Origin of the sequence: Halorubrum sp. 48-1-W (genome assembly GCF_003287355.1) — an archaeon.
GTDB lineage: Archaea > Halobacteriota > Halobacteria > Halobacteriales > Haloferacaceae > Halorubrum.
This window is the reverse complement of the sequence record NZ_QMIM01000015.1, coordinates 107,069-125,363: the sequence shown is the minus strand read 5'-3', so window position 1 is coordinate 125,363 and position 18,295 is coordinate 107,069. Positions and strand designations below refer to the sequence as shown.

Here is an 18,295-nt window from a genome sequence, read left to right as displayed (position 1 = left end):
TCAAGCGAGCCGTAAACCAGTGAAATCAAACGCCTTCTGGCGATTCACCAGAGCCCATTCGGAATAAGTACTTTGCCCTCCATCAGCTGCCAACATAATACTCGGTGTGCGTAATTCTGAGGGCGTACTAAATCCTACAAATGTCAGCAGATAAGTAAAAATAGCCAGAAAGGGAGATAACAAATACGGACATCATCGTACTCAATAACTAATGACCCACTTTCTCTAACTTTCTTCGGAAGGCTGTCGGTGATGACGAACCGGTACGGTGCCTGGTAATCCAAGTCTTGGAGGTCTTCACTGTCGGATTCGGTGTGTTGGCCGGAGTTGGGGTCGAAGTCTTTGGCAATTGTTTCGGCGTTGCCAGTGTGTGGATGGTAGGAGAAGATGAATGGAAGGACATCCCCGTTGCGGTGGAGGATGTAGTCAACGAGGCCGGATTCGGTTTCGGTGTATTCGACGTCGTATGCTCCGACGGTGTATGCGAGGCGTTTGGCGTGGTCGAAAGCGACGGTACGGGCGAGTTTGTACTCGAATTCGTGGTTGAGGGTGTCTTGCTGTTCGTAGCCTTCGAAGCCGTGGTGTTCCTGTCGTTGTGAGAGGAGGACAAGGTGACGTGGGTTACGGAGGTACAATCGGGTGCGGCGATAGCGTCGCAGGGAGTAGTCTTGTGATTCGGTGACAGCGATACCTTCATCGAGTACGTCGAGGTAGTTGTCGACGGTTCGCCTGTCGACGCCGACTTGATCGCTGAGATCAGTGTACTGGAGTTCTTCACCGGCGTTGGTGGCGGCGATGGAACTGAGGCGGTGGAGGTTTTCGGGTTGTTGGATTGATCGGTACTTGGCGAGTTCCTTGTAGAGAAAAAGGAGGAAGTGGGATTTGGAGAGTTCGTTCCGGATCGATGGGTCGTCTGTCTGATGGAGAGTACCACCTGTGCGCAGGTATGCGCGCGCGGCGTCGTGAAGATTGTCTCGGTCGTCCGCTTCGAAGGTATCGAAGCAGAGTTCTGAGAGTGTTTCAACAGCAGTGTCGAGACTGGTTTCGGAATCTCTTCTGGACAGCCCGGCTCGAATCGTCTTAATCGGCGATGGCCCGTCTAAGTCTGATGATTGGTATTGTTCGAGTCGGGTTCGGAATTCGTCATCGAGATCGACGCCGAGACCTGCGCCGATTTGAGCGGTGTCGATGAATTTCATCGGGAGGAGCGGCCACAGTTCGAATCCCTCGACGGTGTCGGAGGATTCGGTAGTGGAGAGATCGACTTGAGATTCGACGATTCCGGTCAGGAATACGTACGTGTTCTCGTCAACGAGATCAAGTAGCTCCGCTTTCTGATCCTCGTCGAGGTCAAGGGCTTGGACATCGTCAAGGAGGATGAACTTTTGTCCTTGCCGGGGTGCGACGTGGGTCTGGAAGTAGTCGATGACCTGGTTGAGGCGTTTGATATCATCGCCTGCGCGTTCGAGTTGATATAGGGAGTCTTCTAAGGGGATGTAGAGGATTTGCCGCGGTTCGATTGCAGAAGTGAGTTCGAGGTCTGTGTTTTGGTGTGGGAAGTCGGTCGTGTTGAGGAGCGCTGCGACGAGTTGGTGGAGAAGGGTGGTTTTACCGATGCCGGTCTGGCCGTGAATTGCGTAGACGAGACTCTCGACATCGTCAGTGTAGTGGGTATTCGTCGTTTTGAGAACACGGTGGAAATCAGATCGAGGAGTAAGGTCTGTGGCTTGCGAAAGTTCTGGAGACGTGCCGTCACTCCACCACTGGTTGTGGTGTTCAGCGTCGTCAATGAACTCTTCTGCGCTCCCTGTCCCAAGCATACAATCGATTATTATAGGCTAGTACAAATATTCACGCATCTCGATGTCGCTATTCAGATTCTACTGTAATCCTGCTGTCAATCAAGCCCAGTGTGGCAGATTTCCAGCCCTCGGCGTCGTTCGATGCTATCTCAGAAGTGCCTTATTGGCGCGCCAGGCGTGTTTTCTTGGAGTGTGTTACCTCTAAAATTGAGTTACCGTGTTTGAGATTCGTCTAGTGGAAACCTATTTATTCTGGGCGTCCGTTGGTCGGCGTAGATGGCAGTCAAGGCTGATATCGAGGATGGGAAAGAGATCGACATCGCGCTGCGCGTCACGGGGATTGACGAGTGGGAGCACGATGCCATCGCTCGGAAAATCCAATTGGAGGATGTCGACGGCGCAGCGGTAGATCTGACAGTATTCCACAACAACGATGTCGCGGAGTTCGACTGGCAGATCGGGGAGTGGTATTTCCTAGAGAACGTCGTCGGGAACGAGTTCCAGGGGGAGATGCAACTCAACCCGGGGTATGACCTCACTGTCACGCTGTTAGACGACGCTCCAGCCGCTGCCGAGAACGACGAGTTAGCCGAAAGTGACCCCGCGGAAGAACCAGTCAAGCAGTCAGAGGGGAAAGAGTCGAGTGGGACTGCCGCGGCAACATCGGATGCGTCCGATACTGGAGAGTTCGTTCGCGGAAGCGAGGTGGATGGTAATTCGCGGCCGACGGCTGATGGAGGCGGCGAGCTCCTGCATCAACAGCCGCTCTCAGACGGGAACTACCTGCTGCAGTTCGAACTCGGAAAATTACCGAAGCTCACAGTCCACGAGTACGAACTCCAGGCAACTGGGAGTGGCGGGATCGACCCTGACGATTTCACGAACGGGATTGAGGGGTTCTCGGCGAAGGCGGCGAACTACTACCAGTCACGCATCAGGAGCCCCGTGACGACGGCTGATGCGTCGCGGCGGCGTATCTACGCGACCGAGAAACTCAACGATCCGATCTCAATTCACGGGTATACGGTCAAGCCAGTACATCAGGGCGAAACAACACTGGAAGCGCGTTCGTACACGGATGACGGGCCGCTCCAAGAGTTCGTCAAGCAGGACGTGAAACGAGCCGTTGCCGGTCGCTTCGAGGTGTCGGGGATTGATTCGATCATCGAGCCCACCCCGCAGCGAACCGCGAACAGCGGGTTGTTCGAAGCCTATCGGAAGTACAAGTGCCGGGTTCGCGTCGATGCTGACGGGACCGTGATTTGCGGTGTGAACGTCGCGTATCATCTGGAATCGACGTTCTCCGCCGCCGAGTGGGTACAACGCGGACAGGACATCGCCGATGTGACCGTTGAACACGATACGGATCTGTACGACAGTGCGCGCACGGCGACGGTTCAGGAGATCATCGACATGGACTACGATGATGTGCTGGACGGGCCGGGCGTCCCGATGTCAGAGTATCACGAGAAACACGTCGATCAGGACGTCATCGACTCGATGCGAGCCGGCGATCCGATCATCGCTGATCTACAGTACGGGAGCGGCGAGGATTCGATCTTCCCGCAGCTCTTGAAATACTGTAAGGTTATCCCGACGTTCGAGCAGTTGGGTCGCGTCGATGACGCGTTCCTGGACGTCATCCACAATGAGAGCCGGATGAAACCCGAGGAACGGTTCAACGTCGTCACGTCGTTCGTCGACCTGCTCGGTCCGACACCGTACTTCAACTTCGACCCAACCCCCCAACCCACGAACGCCGGGTACCGAGAACACAAGACGCGGAATATCCCGAACCTGCGGTTCGGTGACGGACAGACAGGGTACTACGGGGCTGGCGGGCTGGAACGGAACGGCTACGGCGTGTACAAGTCACCAGAGTCGTTCGACATCATCGCGCTGTATCCCGAAGACGACGAGGATGACGCACGGCCATACGTGCTATCGCTGCTCAACAAGCTCGCAGACTACGATGCGAGCCCGACAGCGTTCGACCGCGACACCTACGAACTCGGCTCGGAGTTCCACTACTCCCAGCCCGCGCAGAAAGCGAGTGACTACGATGCGGCACTGATCGTCGTGCCGGACGAAGACGAGGCTGCAGAAGCGGACTACGACGATCCGTATCCCGAGTTTAAGCGTCGGCTCGGACAACTCGGCGTGCCGAGTCAGATGATCGCCGTCGACAACCTCGGTAACGACAACTACGGCGGGAATATCTGCTCGTCCCTTATCGGGAAAGCGGGCGGGGTGCCGTGGCGGATCGACGACGTTCCCGGGGGCGTTGACGCGTTCGTCGGGCTCGACGTGACCTACGACCACGCGACCAAGCAACACCTCGGTGCGGCTGCGAACGTCATCATGGCCGACGGAACCATCCTCGCGTCCGAAGCCGTCACGAAGCAGGCTGGTGAGACGTTCGACGAGGACGACGTGGCGAACGTCATCAAACATGTCCTCGAAATCTTCGCCGAAGAGGAAGGCCGGCCACCGCGGCACATCGTGATTCATCGTGACGGGAAGTTCTACCTTGACGTCGAGAACCTCATCAACCGTCTCGACAAAGCCCGGGATCTCATCCAGCGGTTCGACCTCGTCGAGATCCGGAAATCCGGGAACCCCCGCATCGCCGCGTACGACGAATCGAAATCACGATTCGATATCGCGGACAAAGGCGTCGCCTTCCACGTCCACAACGGCGAGCACTCCTACCTGACCACGACCGGCGGGAAGGAGGGCAGCCCTGGCACGCCGCGACCGCTGCAGATCGTGAAACGCCACGGGTCAACGGATCTCGACACGCTCGCGGAGCAAACCTACTGGCTGTCGGAAGCACACGTCGGGTCGCTGAGCCGGTCCACCCGGCTCCCCATCACCACGTACTACGCCGACAAGTGCGCCGATTTCGCCATGAAGGGCTACCTCACCAAAGGCAGCGTCATCCGCGGCGTCCCGTACATCTGACCATGCGCCAGCACAGCCCCACGCAACCACTCACGTACCCGTCAACACACCGGTGACCCTCGCATGACTAAGACTGAGTTCGAAGCAACGGTCGAGTTCGATGACGGCAGCACCGCCGATCTGGAGATGGCTGCCGACAAATCATGGGATAGTTTCCTGAACTACTTCGGTGACGCCCAGCACGTCTACTGCGTCACGTACAGTCAGTCCCCGGCGTTCATCTACAAGATGTTTCAGAATCAGGATCTCGCAGTGGACTCACTGGAGGTCATCGTCGGGGACAACCAGCACGACGACTACCGGCGCTCGCTGAAGAACACGAGCAACGCAAAGAAAATCGCCGCGCAACTGGAATCGCTGCGCCAAGACGGTGATCTGCTCATCCACACTGTCGATTCCGCGCGCGTCTTGCTTCACACGAAACTCTACATCGTCGAGAACCAGGACGGGTCTCGTACACTCATCTGTGGGTCGGCAAACCTCTCCAAGCAGGCCTGGCAGGGGAGCAAGCAAACCAACGTCAACATCGCCTGGCGTACCGATGGGGACACGCCTGTCGACGAGTGGTTCGAACGGCTGTACGCGTTCCACAAGGACTACGCGACGCCGTTCATGGAGGATCTTACCGAGGAGATTGAGGACGCCGAAACGGCAGAGGAAGAGGCGAAGATCTACGATATCTGGCTGGGTGGCGACGAGTTCAGTGACGACCCGGTCGCCGAGCTGAACGCCCGGCTCGACGAAGCAGTTGACGACGACCAGGTCAATACGTACAACGTCGTCACCGACGCCGAAGAAGCAGAGAAAGCGGTGTTCGCCGCTGAAGATACAGACACCGATCCAACCGAAATCAGTCCGGACAAGCGTGTCCGCCTCTCCCCACAGGGCCTCGAAGACGCAATCTCGAATCTGGACGACACGCTGTCTGCCAATAACATCCGGATCAATGACGGCGAAATCGTAGCGACACCCGCCGGCATCGCGCGGTACAAAGAGACCTTCACAGGGTATCCAGACCTCAACGTCGACAGGGAGGAGAAGACGGTCGGGTTGCGGGTTGACGACTCCGTCCTTGAACTAACAGCATCACTGCTGGACGATCCGCAGGAAGTCGCTGACGCACTCGACCTGATCGAGCAGTACATCGAGACTGTCGGCGAGTTCGGTGAAACGCGAACGCCAAAGGAGACGCGGGCACATTTCTACGAGGGAATTATCTACTTCTGCTGGGCTCCGTTCGCTAACTACTGTGCCCATCACTACGCGGAATACGAGTCCGCAGAGCTGGACAAGGATCTACCGTTCCTGTTCCTCCACGGTGACAATGACAGCGGGAAAGGCATGTTCCTGCGGTTCGGGACGCGTCTCATCTCGAACGGGTACGTGCAGGAAGTCACGACCGGGGACGACTTCGTCAAAAACAACATCGAGCGAGCTCGTGCGTCGGACACCGTTTTCCCGTACATCGTTGACGACGTGGCAAAGTCGAAAATCGACCGGGACATCATCAAGTCGTACTGGGAGGGGAAGTGGGATGGGTCTATCCAGATGCCGACGTTCATTTTTTCCTCGAACGATTCCACGAAGCCGAAATCCGAACTCCGCACTCGGATGAAGACACTGGATTTCAACGTTAACTTCTCCGAACTGAAGAAGGACGAACGCGAAGCCGCCGCGCAAATCGCGGGGCAGGCAGACAGTTGTAACCTGTTCCCGTGGTTCGCTCACCTGTTCTTGCAGCGGGATATCTCGCTTCCGGACCAGTCGGATCGGCTCGCGGATGCTCGGGACGTGTTCGCGGAGCTGTACGCGTATGCCGAGAAGGAACCGCCGGAGTACGTGCCGCTAGAGACACCCGCCGAGCAGAAGCACGATCCGGGGCGTCGGAAGTGGATCAGTGCGCTGTCCGACGGGCTGTGTGAACTCGACTTCAAGGATGACGGGCGGATTGTCGCTGATTTCTCGGCACATCTGGACCAGCAGCAATGCTGGGAGTTCCAGAAGGCCACGCCAGCCCATATCCGGGCGGGTATTTACGGGCCGGCGGTTCAGTTTGAAAGCGCGAACAGGTTCCAGAATTGGATTGATGAGCCCAGTGTGATTGAAGATGCACGACGCGATACCGAGACAGCCGCTGACAACACCGGTGTGCTGTCTCGGGTCACGCGGCTCGTCCGAGGGTAATAGATATGTCTGATCACTCATCTCACCGGCAGTTCAACGGGACATTAGTCAGGGTACCGTTCGGGGGCGAAAACGTCGAACGGACAGCGCGAAACGAATACCGAATGCTTCTCGACGAGCACGATTCTGAGGATGTGCTCGTCATCACCGGTGCGCCGACGAGCGCAGATACGTTCCGTGAAGCGTTAGGTGAGGAACTGCCGGGTGCGGCGACCCCATACGTGACATCGTCGGTGGTGCACGCGACCGATGTCCTCAACCAGACCGATGACCGCGTCATTCTCTCCGACGCCCTACGGCGGGAACTCCTGTACCGGTTCCTCGAAGACTACGAGTGGGACACGGAGTACCTCCAACGGGCGTCTGCGCAACCGTCGTTCATTGAGGACGTGGATGCCGTGATGGGCACGATCTCCTGGCAGATGGTCACGCCTGACGATACTCCGGAACTCCGTGACATCACGGCTGCGCTTGACGCGTTCCACGAGTGGCTCGCCGAGCACGGGCACATGGAGCGCGGGCAACTCATCTCGGAAGCGCTCGATGTCCTCACTGGGGATGCCCGCGACGATGTCGTTGATTTCGACGCGGTGCTCGCAGTCGAGTTCGAGGAGTTCTTCCCGCTTGATCGCGCGTATCTCGACGCGCTCGCGGGAGACTGCGAGCTCGTCTGTGTTGCCGAGGAGAATGCGAGTGTGCGCCGCACCTGGGTCGAGACCGGACCTGTTACGGACTACGTCTCGTTCAGCGAGTCTCGACGTGGGGCATCGGGGACGCCGTCGACGCGACCAGCCGCGACGGCAGCCTATTTCGCCGACGAAACGGTCCCGGAAGATCCGGGAGCTGGGTCGGTGTCCGTCCTTGCTACAGACTCCGGTGACGAACAGCTCGCTGAGATTGCGAACGAGATCGAAGACCTCGTCGCGCAGCCGAACTGGAGGTACGACGACATTGCTGTCGCCACGAAGCAAAGCGGGAGTGCTGTGACGGACGCTATCGAAGCGTTCGAAGGCACCGGGATTCCGACGGAATCGACAACCGTCACCGGGTTCGGTGACGATCCTGCGATTCGGGAACTCCTCTCGGCTGTTCGGTATCTCGCTGACGATGAAGATGATGGACCCGACCACGGTCCGGAACTCGATACGGACCGCTTGGACCGAGTCAGCGAGACGGACGGCCTCGGAGACGCGATTCACTGGTGGGCGACGGACGCTGGGTTGAAAGAGCGGATCGCGGAACGGGCGGCCCCGTTGGATGCACGGGCGCAGTTCGGGAACGTCCGACGGGCGTTCCGGATGGCCGAGTTCCTCGAAGAGACCGAGTTCGTGGATGCGACGTGGGAGTCGTTCAAGCAGATGCTCGAACGCGCTCACGAGTACGCACCACAGCAGAATCAGACGAGTGCGACGGACCTCGACGGAGGGGTCCGCGTCGATCACTTGCAAGCGATTAAGAACGAGTCGTTCCGCGCGGTGTTCCTCGTGAATCTCGTCGACAGCGAGTACCCGGGCGACCCGTTCCTGACACGGTTGTTCCCGAGCGAGCGAGTCGCGTCGATGCTGGACTACCCTGGTGTTACGGAACTGGATGGAGCAGATGTGGATGCGACGTTCCCGACGACGTCGACGGCGTCAGGACGACCGTTCGCGCAGTACCACGCGGAGCACGCGCGGCGACGGTTGGCTGTCGGTGCGGGTGCGGCGGCGGAGCGGCTCTACTGTTGTCTCTACGAGTACGAAGACACGGCGCTCGAAGAGCGCGCGCAGGCGTCGCGGTTTCTCACAGCGGCGTATGCGGATCTTCCGTGGGTGACCGAGGCCGATGAGCCACAGGTTACGAGCGAGCAAGCGGCGGAGCAGTACCTGCTGTCGCGGGTCGACGACGCGCTTGCGGAGGTGCGGCGCGCGAACAGTCAGGACGTGACGGTGTCGCTCGATGAGGTCGAAGCGGAACTCGGGGAGATTCAGGACGTGCTCGATAAGAGCGGGGCGCGTGGAGAGGAGCTCCGCAAGGCGTTGCGTGCGCGTGTCGAGTTCGCTACCGGGGAGGTGCGGCGATGAGCTCGGAATCGCTCTCCCCGTCGCGGTTGGCGAACTACGCGACGTGTCCGCGGTTGTACGATTACCGGTACGTACAGGATGTGAACACACCGGATCGTACGGAGCTGTATCTCAACCAAGGGACGATCTACCACGAGACTATCGAGGACGTGTGTGATGCGACTGACCGTGATGCTGATGCAGAGACGATTCACGACCGCGCGATGGATGTTTTTGCGGCGAAGTGGGCGGAACACAGCAACTCCGACGACTACGAATCCGACGCGCATCAGGAGTACCAGCGCCGTGAGAACCGGGCTGCCGTCGAGGCGTTCTTTGACCCGGATGGTGGTGACGGGATCGAGCACGCGCGTCACTCGGTCGCCACGGAGTGCTGGGTGGAATGCGAACGCGATGGCCGCGGCCTCCACGGGAAAGCTGACAACGTCGTTCGGACGGACGAGGGGCTCCACGTATTCGATTACAAGCGGAACACGAGCGGTGTCCTTTCGTCCGGGACAGCCGAGTATCTCGGCGAGCACCGCGACGGAGAGGCGCACGAGCCAAAGCGTGTGCGGAACGCGTTCCAGACGGCGACGTACATCGAGGGTGTGAAGAACGAACCGTTCTACGAGGACGGGATGACGGTTCGGTTCAGTTTCTACGGCTTGCTCAACAGCACGTCGTTCGAGAGCACTCCAACCGGGTACGAGGTGTCTGCTCGTGGATATCCACGAGAAACCACGGAGATCTACGCGGAGCACCACGACACGATCTGGGAGCTCATCCGTGCCGCGCACGACGGCATCACAGGTGAGGCCTACGAGCCGGAGCCGTTCGACCTTATTACTGAGGAGGCGTGCCCGGACTGTGACTATCGAGAGATGTGTGCTGACCGCTTGTCGACGGAGGTGCGACGATGAGCGACGAGACGGAGCACCCGTCGTGGTTCCCAGTTCCGGAGGAAGATGTGTCGCCGGAGCCCCAGCAACGAGAGATCATCAACTCCGACGCGTACCCGATGCGCGTGCTCGCCGGGGCAGGGACGGGGAAGACGTTCACAATGGTGCGCAAAATCGAGCACCTCATCGACGAGGAAGACGTGTCCCCCGACCGGATTCTCGCGTTGACGTTCACGAACAACGCCGCGGACTCAATGCGTGAGAAACTCAACGCGAAACTCGGCGCGGCCGGGTACGACATCGACGCGTACACGTACCACTCCATCTGTAACGAGATCCTCACCGACTACGCGTACGAGGCGGGAATCGATCCGGATTTCGAGGTCGCCACGGACGCCGAAAAGTACGCCATCGTTCTGGACGTCCTGGACGACATCGAATACCGGTCTGTGAAACCCAATGTGTACGGGAGCGACGGGTACGTGTCAGGGGCCGCGTCGACGCTGCTCAACTTCATCGGGTCGATGAAACGCAGCGGCATCACGCCCGACGAGATCGATACCTTCCTCGGACCGGCTGACCGCGTCTACGAACTCGCCGACCTCGGCGAGCGCGTCGAGAACATCGCCAGCGACCATCTGGGTGGCCAGTCCGTATCGAGCGTACTAGACTCGCTCCCAGACGCGCGTGCTGACCTTGTCGCTGAGCGCGACGCACTCGGTACCCATGGTATCGAAGCCAGCGCACGCGACTTCCTCGACCGCATCATCGAGCTTTGTGACGCGCTCGAATCCGCGTTCGAAGCCCACGAGGCGGGCGACCAAGCGTTGCCGGACAACGCGTACAAGCTTCCGAAGTACCTACTCGGAGGGTACGCGAACGGTGCGCCGAAGGGGATTCCGGACGATCTCGACCTCGAACTCACGGACCATCTCGACTCGTTCCTCTCGGACTGTCTCACGGCCCGTGACCTGACGGCGGGCTATGCGGCGTATGAGCGTGAACTTGACGAGCGGAACCTGATAGACTTCGACGGCCTCGTCGTGGAAACGGCCGCACTGATGGACTCGCCGGTCGGCGAAGAGATATCCGACCGGTGGGACTACGTATTCTGTGACGAGTTCCAGGACACCGACCGGCTGCAGTTCGATCTCGTCACGTCCCTCGTCACCGACGACAACCTGTTCGTCGTTGGTGACGACGATCAGGCGATCTACGAGTGGCGTGGCGCGAACGTCGCCAACATCACTGACGAACTCGACCGCGCATTCGCCGCACTCGAAGATGAACCGTTAGAAGAGAACTTCCGGTCCCGACAGCCGATCCTCAACCTGGCGAACGAAGCAATTCAGAAGCTCGATCACCGCGAACGACACAAGACACTGAAACGCGTCGACGAACCTGCGTACGACGGCGACACCGTCGCAACCGTCGAACTGCCGGATGAGGACGATGCGGACGGCGCGACCCAGCTTCGCACCGTCGTCCAGAATCTTCTGAGCGGCGTAGCAGACAACCTCGACGAGGCGTACGACCCGGGCGACATAGCCCTGCTTGTCCGGAAGAACGACCACGCGACGCCGGTCATCGAGGAGTTCGAGGATGCCGGCATCCCGTACCAGGTTGCTGGTGATCTGGCGACGGAATCAGTCGGTGTCGGCACCGTGACTGCCTACCTGAAGGCGCTCGCGCGGCCCGAAGACGAGGTGAGTTGGAATCGCGTCCTCCTGATGCGGTACCGGCTCTGTGATGCGGATCTCCGTACGCTCAACGCGGGCGACGACTCGCTCGTGGACACGCTGCGCGAGACACCGCTCGACGAGTTCGAGGAACCCGACCGCGTCGCAGAAGCCCGCGAACACGTCACAGAGCTCCTCGCCATCCGTGACTCGGCGTCGCTCAGTCACCTGTACCGCGAACTCACGGACATCACGAACATCGAGTGGTACCTCAGCGAACAGGAGCGCCGGGATCTCGCCCAGCTGGAGGATGTCATCGAACAATACGGTGACAGTGCTGTCCAACCACCGCTCACCCCAGAGTTCATCAACTCGCTCGAACACTACGACTCCCTGTTCGACGAGAGCGGCTCGACACCGACGAGTCAGCCGGACGTCGCCGACGACGCGGTCAACGTGATGACCATCCACAAGAGCAAAGGCCTAGACTTCCCGGTCGTCCTCACCCCGCAAGTTACAGCCGACGAGTGGGCACCGAGCTCACGTACCTACGACGCACTCGAAACGGGGCTCTCGGATGGCGCAGAGGCGGCGTTCGCGCAGGACTTCGTCGAGCGTGATGCTCGTGAAACCCGCCGTGTGTTCCACGTCGGGATCACGCGAGCCGAGGACATCCTCGTCCTGCAGGGTGGCAGCGAGGAAGACGACGATGCTGCGGACGAGAACGCTGTTTCAGAGCTGGTTGACGAAATCCTCCCATCTCGAATCCCATGGCAGCCGGAGCGTGGACAGCTCCCACTCTGGACCGACGTTCAAGAGTGTCTCCCGGACGACGCAGTAGACTGGACGAACACGCTGGCCAGCGAGACCGTCGGAAATATCGGCGGTACTGTCAGGCACGATGGGGAAGAGCTCGCGGTTGGGGTTGCGCGCGACCGTGTGCTAAACCTGGCAACGGCCACTCTGGATGGGAGTCTTTCACCGAGAGCCGAGCGGGAAATCCTCCAGGTTGGGTCGCTGACTGGCCCGTCGACACCGTCGCCATCGCTCTCTCACAGCTACACGTCGCTGGCGGCCTATGAGGAATGCCCGCGGAGTCACTATCTGGACTACGTGGTCAACGCGTTCCCTGACTATCAGGAGACTGCGGCCACGGGCGATGTGAAGGAAGGTGTATCGCAACGTGAGATCGGATTGCTGTTCCACGACACCGCTGAGCAAGCCGCGAATCAAGGGGTGGAACGTCGTGAGGAGTGGTACGAGATCTGCGAGCGACTCGCCAGTCAGCGCCGCGCTGAGGACGCGCTCCCGGCGGCAAAACAGTGCATCGACCGGTACTTCGAGTTAGATCTCCCCAGTTACGAGATCATCGACGCGGAGCGAGAGTTCGAACTCACTATCGATGGGCACGAACTCGTCGGCTACATCGACGCCGTCTACCGGACGCCTGACGACGAACTGGTCGTCATCGACTACAAGGCGACCGAACGTCACCGCGACTTGGAGGACGACAAGCAACTCCCGATCTACCTGTTAGCGTGCCGTGACCTGTACGATGAGCCTGTCGCACGTGCGGGATACGCTTATGTTGGTGACATCGGGCCGAAAGTCGAATCCCGAACGTTCAGCGATAGTGACCTGGAAGCAGTCAGAGATGACGTGACGTCGTCGATGAACGATATTGCCGAGTTCTCGTTCAGTCGGTACACTGCGGGTGAGCACTGCCGGTGGTGTCAGCACAACCAACTTCCCTGCGCGCCGGCCTCGTTTACCGTCGGTCCCGGGTTCGAGGAGTGAATCGTCGACACCACGCGAAAACAATTTCCCGTAGATCCAGTTCCCATCTCGCCTGTATCCCTCGTCAGGTTCGGTGTCTTGGTTGCAGTGTGAGAATCACTCCAGTGGCTACCCGAATTCTTAAGTCATTATCGCAGTAATCATTATCCTAAGTATGACCTTCTACGACCGGGAGGAAGAACTCGATACACTCACGGGTGCGGTGGAGTCCCCCGGTTCGGACTTCGTTGTCGTCTATGGCCGGCGTCGGGTCGGGAAAACGGAACTCCTCAAAGAATTCTGTGCTGATCGTCCCCACATGTACTTCCTTGCCGCGCAGGAAGCCGAGCATCGACAGCGCGAGAAGTTCCTCGACCAAGTTGCGGACTACTTCGACGAGCGCGTCCCCAGAATCGACAGTTGGGACGAAGCGTTCGAATACCTCGGGGAGAACTTCCAGCGGGAGGACCTTGTCGTCGTCATCGACGAGTTCCCGTATCTCGTCGAAGAGAACGACTCGCTCCCATCGTACATGCAAGCATTCGTTGACCAGGCGCTCGACGGAACGGACTCGATGCTGGTGCTCTGTGGGTCGAGCGTGAGCACGATGGAGTCAGAGATCCTGGGGCACGAGAGCCCACTGTACGGGCGACGAACGGCCCAACTCGACGTAACGCCGTTCTCCTTTCAACAGGCACGAGAGGTCATCTCATACGACATCACGGACGCGATTCGCTCGTATGCCGTCACAGGTGGCACCCCGATGTACCTCACGCTGTTCGACTACGACCAGTCGCTCGCGGCGAACATTCGATCACACGTCCTATCACCATCTGCGGTACTGTATAATGAACCCGAGTTCCTCCTGCGCACCGAGCTCCGAAACCCAGCCCGGTATATGAGCATCCTCGAAGCAGTCGCACTGGGCCATACGACACCGAACGAGATCTCCGGCACAACAGGGATCGATCCGGGACCGCTCTCGAAGTACCTACAGACACTTCGCCGCCTCCGCCTCATCGAACGAGATGTCCCAGTCACGGCCTCGGGGAAGAAATCGAAGCGGTCACGGTACCGAGTTGCGGACGAGTTCCTTCGGTTCTGGTTTCGGTATGTCGAGCCGCATCGATCCAGTATCGAGGAAGCACCGGAAATCGTGTACGAGGGGACGATTGAACCGGACCTCCCAACGCACGTCGCAACCACGTTCGAGGACGTATGCCAAGAAGCCGTCTGGGAAGGGATTCGACGCGGTGCATTCGAACCGTACTCCGAAGTCGGTCGCTGGTGGTACGGAGAAGAGGAGATCGATATCGTCGGGCTGGCACCGAATGACGACCGAGTCCTCCTCGCCGAATGTAAGTGGACGACGGATCCGGTCGGGGAAGACCTCGTCGAGAGCCTGCGAGCAAAGGCGGAGAACGTCCGATGGGGACCGTCGGATCGAGACGAGCAGTTCGCCCTGTTCTCGAAAAACGGGTTCGTCGACGGACTCGAAGCACAACTCGACGACTCGTGGTCCCTGTTCAGCGTAGCGGACATCGACGACCTACTCACGCCGTCCTGAATGCTTCGCTACTAATCCAAGGGAACGTATATACGACGAACAACCAACAAATAAAAACATCAAAAATGGCTGTTCTGGACGATCTCTCCGGATTCGAGTTCGAGGACGTTATCGAGGATGTGTTCCGGAATCTCGGCTACGAGAACGTTCGACAAGCAGAACGGACGGCTGACGAAGGACGCGACATCCTCATGGAAGAGGTCGTGGACGGGACTCGCCGAGCCATCGTTGTCGAGTGTAAGCACACAGGAACTGTCGGGCGACCGGTGGTGCAGAAACTTCACTCGGCGATTGCGACCTTCGAGTTCGACGGACCGAAGCGTGGGATGGTGGTCACGACTGGTCGATTCACTAATCCGGCTCTCGAGTATGCTCAGCGACTCCAGCGGAATGATGACCCGTATCCGATTGAACTCGTTGACGGTGAAGACCTCCGTGAGATCGCTGACGAAATCGGACTTGACCTCTACAACGGTCGAATCGAGATCCTGTGCGACGAAACGCTCCGACCGCATGACCCAGCGACGTCGGTGACTGCGCCTGTCAAAGAAGCATTCCAAGACATCGAAAACATCCAGTCATCGAATCTTCCCGCGCCGTATTCCACCGTCACGTTCCGACCAGTCGTCGCCGTGACTGCGGATACGAACGCAGTCTTTGAAACGTCGGTTGGCGTGATTCACCGGATCAACGAACGGTCCCAGTTCGTCGTCCACGCCGAACGCGGACGCCCCCAAGCTGCGTCAGATGATGTTTCGACCCTCGTGTTGGAGAACCTCCACGCGACTGTTGATCTCGACGCGGACCGGTTCGAGAGTTCGTTCGATGCAGTTGAAGATCGGCGGTTCGGGCAAACCCAGACCGAATACAAAGACTGGGCCGTTGACCGTCTCAAAGACCATCACACGACGACCGTCTCCTACACCGGAGACAACAACGTCACGTACACGAAAACGTGTGAACCGAATCGATCCGACATCTCAGTACAGTCAATCGAACCGGTGTACCTGCCGCAGGTTCGGCACACGACTGACCTACAGGAGTACTCGTATCCGTACGAGTATTTCGCAGCAGGACCATCACGCGTAGCGAGCGAAGACGGAATCCACCAGTGCGTCCACTGCGACACAACAGGCACCGACAACGCCTACACGTACTGTGCGAACTGCGGAAGTATCAACTGTGACTCGCACATCAAAACCGAGCGATTAGAGGACACACCGGTCTGTACCGGGTGCGCGGTGACCGAGCGCTTCGCGTTCAAAACGAAGTACTTCTACGACGAGGCGAACCGAGACGCGTTCCGCGAACAGTACGAAGCCATGCCATTCTACGAGAAAGCGATGGAAAACACGCCGCTCACCGTCGGCACAGTCGTTATCGTCGTACTCGTCTTGCTCGGGATACTCGTCAGCATCGGTGGCCTCTAACAGGTCCTCGTGGCCGGTTCGCTACCGCTCCTCAATTTCGTCGATTGCGACCGACGCAGCGTGTCGTACCTCCTCGTTTGGATCTGTTTCCTCGATGTCTCGTAACCGCTCCAGTGCGTCTTCGGCTGCGAGGTAGCCGAGTGCCCAGCAGGCATTGGACCGGGCGTACGCGAAGTCCTCGTCTAATGCGTCGATCAACGGTTCGATTGCGGGTTCGACGGCATCCGGATCTGCTTTAGCGATTCGTGCGAGGATCGATGTCGCGTTGTACCGTGCCTTCTCATCAGAGTCGTCCAACAGCTCGATTGCCCGTGGGACCACCGGCTCGACCTGATCAGGGTATGCGTCAGCCAGGTCTGCCAACAGACCGGCTGCATTCGCGCGAAGTTTGTAGTGATCCGCGTCAAGTAATTCGATTGCCGTTGGGATCGTGTCTTCAGCGACGTTGGGGTAGTCCTTCGAGAATGTTCCGAGGATGGCGAGCGCACCGATCCGGTGTGACTCATCACTCTCGCCGAGGTACGCGGTGAGCTGCGGAGTGATCGGAACAACAGCGTCAGGGTATGCTTCTGCGATGCGTTGAATTGCTGTGATTGCTGTCGCGTCAGCGGGCGAGCCATCTTGGAGGAGCGCCGCGAGTTTCGGTACCGCATCGACGACAGCACCGGGATTCGAATCGGCAATCTCCGCGACGATGGTAATCGCGTCAGCAAGAACGTCAGGATCTGCTTCCGAAGCGAGAAATTCGATGATGTCCGCAGCAGCGGGGGTTACCTCTTCAGGATGCTCTTGAGCGACAGACGAGAGTATTGTTACAGCGTCAGCCTGGATAGCCGGGTCTGATCCCTGTAATTCAGTCGTTAGTACGGGAACAGCCGTAAGACCGGCACTGGGATCTGCTTCAGCGAGTCGTGCGAGCCTGAATAAGGCCAGTCGCTGCGCTTTACTCTCGCCCGTTTGGATAGTGTCAATCATCGCGTCAACATCGGTCGTGTCCACGGCTTCCAAAGGATTCTGAAGGTCGTCGTGGTCGTAGGCGTGACCGTACTGGTCGTACACTACGTACTCTTCGAATTCGGTTGCTGGAGGTATCGTGATGCTGGAGAGTGCTAGGTGGTGACTGACCGCCGCGAGTGCCTCACCCGGTGGCCGCATCAGATTAATCTCAACGAGATTGTAGCCAGCGTCCGGATAGTGGGCTTCTCGCTCCTCGTGGCCGCTTTCGAACGCGCGGTCAGAGTTCTCTTCCATTCCGTCACTCGACGGTTCATCGTTGCCGGTCATACTTGTTCGTAGAGACTGCGTTGACCCGAGGCCGGAGCGCAACGTGGGCTCTGCTATACCCGTTGAAGGATCAGATAGTTAATTCCGGAGGGGATTCTGGCTTGCTTCAGTTCAGACAGGCCCACTGAATTGCTGAGTTGAGTGGCGGGAAGACGACCAAAGTCTCTCGCGCGCGCCACCAATTACACTCTCTACCCAAGTATTATGTCCTCACAGTGTCATTCAAATGTAAGCGAATCGCATGACACCGGCGACCCCCGTTCCGCAGCGTGATGAAATCAGATCGGTCGAAGAGGGGTTCCTTTATAAGCGTCGTACTGCCGTCTGCCAAATGTTGCCCGTCACGCAGAATGATGGGCGCTGCAGGATTTGAACCCGCGACAACTTGGTCCGAAGCCAAGCACTCTATCCAGACTGAGCTAAGCGCCCGTACCGATCGGTACCTCGCAAACGGTTTTAAGTCCCGCGATCCGGTCTCATCGATGGCCTTCGGTTGCGGAGGGTCTCCCGACTGTGACGGATTCGCCGTCGTCTCGGGCGACTCGGTTCAGGTCGTCGTCCAGGCGGCGCCGATCAAAAAGAATATTATCCGGACTAGAGATGTTTGCCGTAGTCGATGTATCCCGGTCGGAGACGGTCGTCGAACGAGTGGTCCGCGTCGCTCC

9 protein-coding genes and 1 tRNA gene are annotated in these 18,295 nt (G+C 58.8%); 7 read left to right on the top strand and 3 right to left on the bottom strand.

Translation table 11 applies throughout. The features are described 5' to 3' along the window. Window positions 1-143: 143 nt before the first annotated feature. Window positions 144-1,820 (bottom strand): AAA family ATPase, encoded by a 1,677-nt coding sequence (locus DQW50_RS08160; RefSeq protein WP_112078790.1) that lies wholly within the window; start codon window positions 1,818-1,820, stop codon window positions 144-146. Between the two features lie 258 nt (window positions 1,821-2,078). Here DQW50_RS08160 and DQW50_RS08155 point away from each other — a divergent pair, with 258 nt between their 5' ends. From DQW50_RS08155 to DQW50_RS08125, 7 genes are all read left to right on the top strand, one after another. Continuing rightward, window positions 2,079-4,766 carry a Piwi domain-containing protein gene (locus DQW50_RS08155; RefSeq protein WP_112078789.1) on the top strand — a complete coding sequence of 896 codons (2,688 nt, stop codon included), beginning with the start codon at window positions 2,079-2,081 and terminating at the stop codon, window positions 4,764-4,766. A gap of 63 nt (window positions 4,767-4,829) precedes the next feature. Next, on the top strand, window positions 4,830-6,950 hold the full coding sequence (locus DQW50_RS08150; RefSeq protein WP_112078788.1) for a phospholipase D-like domain-containing protein: 2,121 nt from the start codon (window positions 4,830-4,832) through the stop codon (window positions 6,948-6,950). A gap of 5 nt (window positions 6,951-6,955) precedes the next feature. Then, window positions 6,956-9,013: a DNA helicase UvrD gene (locus DQW50_RS08145; protein ID WP_198664640.1), complete on the top strand. Its 2,058-nt coding sequence runs from the start codon at window positions 6,956-6,958 to the stop codon at window positions 9,011-9,013. Then, complete coding sequence (locus tag DQW50_RS08140; protein WP_112078786.1) at window positions 9,010-9,915, top strand: PD-(D/E)XK nuclease family protein; 906 nt, start codon at window positions 9,010-9,012, stop codon at window positions 9,913-9,915. The genes DQW50_RS08145 and DQW50_RS08140 overlap by 4 nt, the downstream gene beginning before the upstream one ends. Further along, on the top strand, window positions 9,912-13,370 hold the full coding sequence (locus tag DQW50_RS08135; RefSeq protein WP_112078785.1) for an ATP-dependent DNA helicase: 3,459 nt from the start codon (window positions 9,912-9,914) through the stop codon (window positions 13,368-13,370). Before DQW50_RS08140 ends, DQW50_RS08135 begins: the two co-directional genes overlap by 4 nt. Before the next feature lie 154 nt (window positions 13,371-13,524). Further along, the gene (locus DQW50_RS08130) at window positions 13,525-14,916 is read left to right on the top strand and encodes an ATP-binding protein (protein WP_112078784.1); all 1,392 of its coding nucleotides are present in this window, start codon (window positions 13,525-13,527) and stop codon (window positions 14,914-14,916) included. A 65-nt stretch (window positions 14,917-14,981) separates the two neighbouring features. After that, window positions 14,982-16,346, top strand: coding sequence for a restriction endonuclease (locus tag DQW50_RS08125; protein WP_112078783.1), 1,365 nt, complete (start codon window positions 14,982-14,984; stop codon window positions 16,344-16,346). 21 nt (window positions 16,347-16,367) lie between these two features. On the opposite strand, the gene DQW50_RS08120 is transcribed toward DQW50_RS08125, so the two are convergent. Continuing rightward, on the bottom strand, window positions 16,368-17,630 hold the full coding sequence (locus tag DQW50_RS08120; protein WP_112078782.1) for a HEAT repeat domain-containing protein: 1,263 nt from the start codon (window positions 17,628-17,630) through the stop codon (window positions 16,368-16,370). Window positions 17,631-17,984: 354 nt separating this feature from the next. After that, window positions 17,985-18,059, bottom strand: a tRNA-Arg gene (locus DQW50_RS08115). Window positions 18,060-18,295 lie beyond the last annotated feature (236 nt).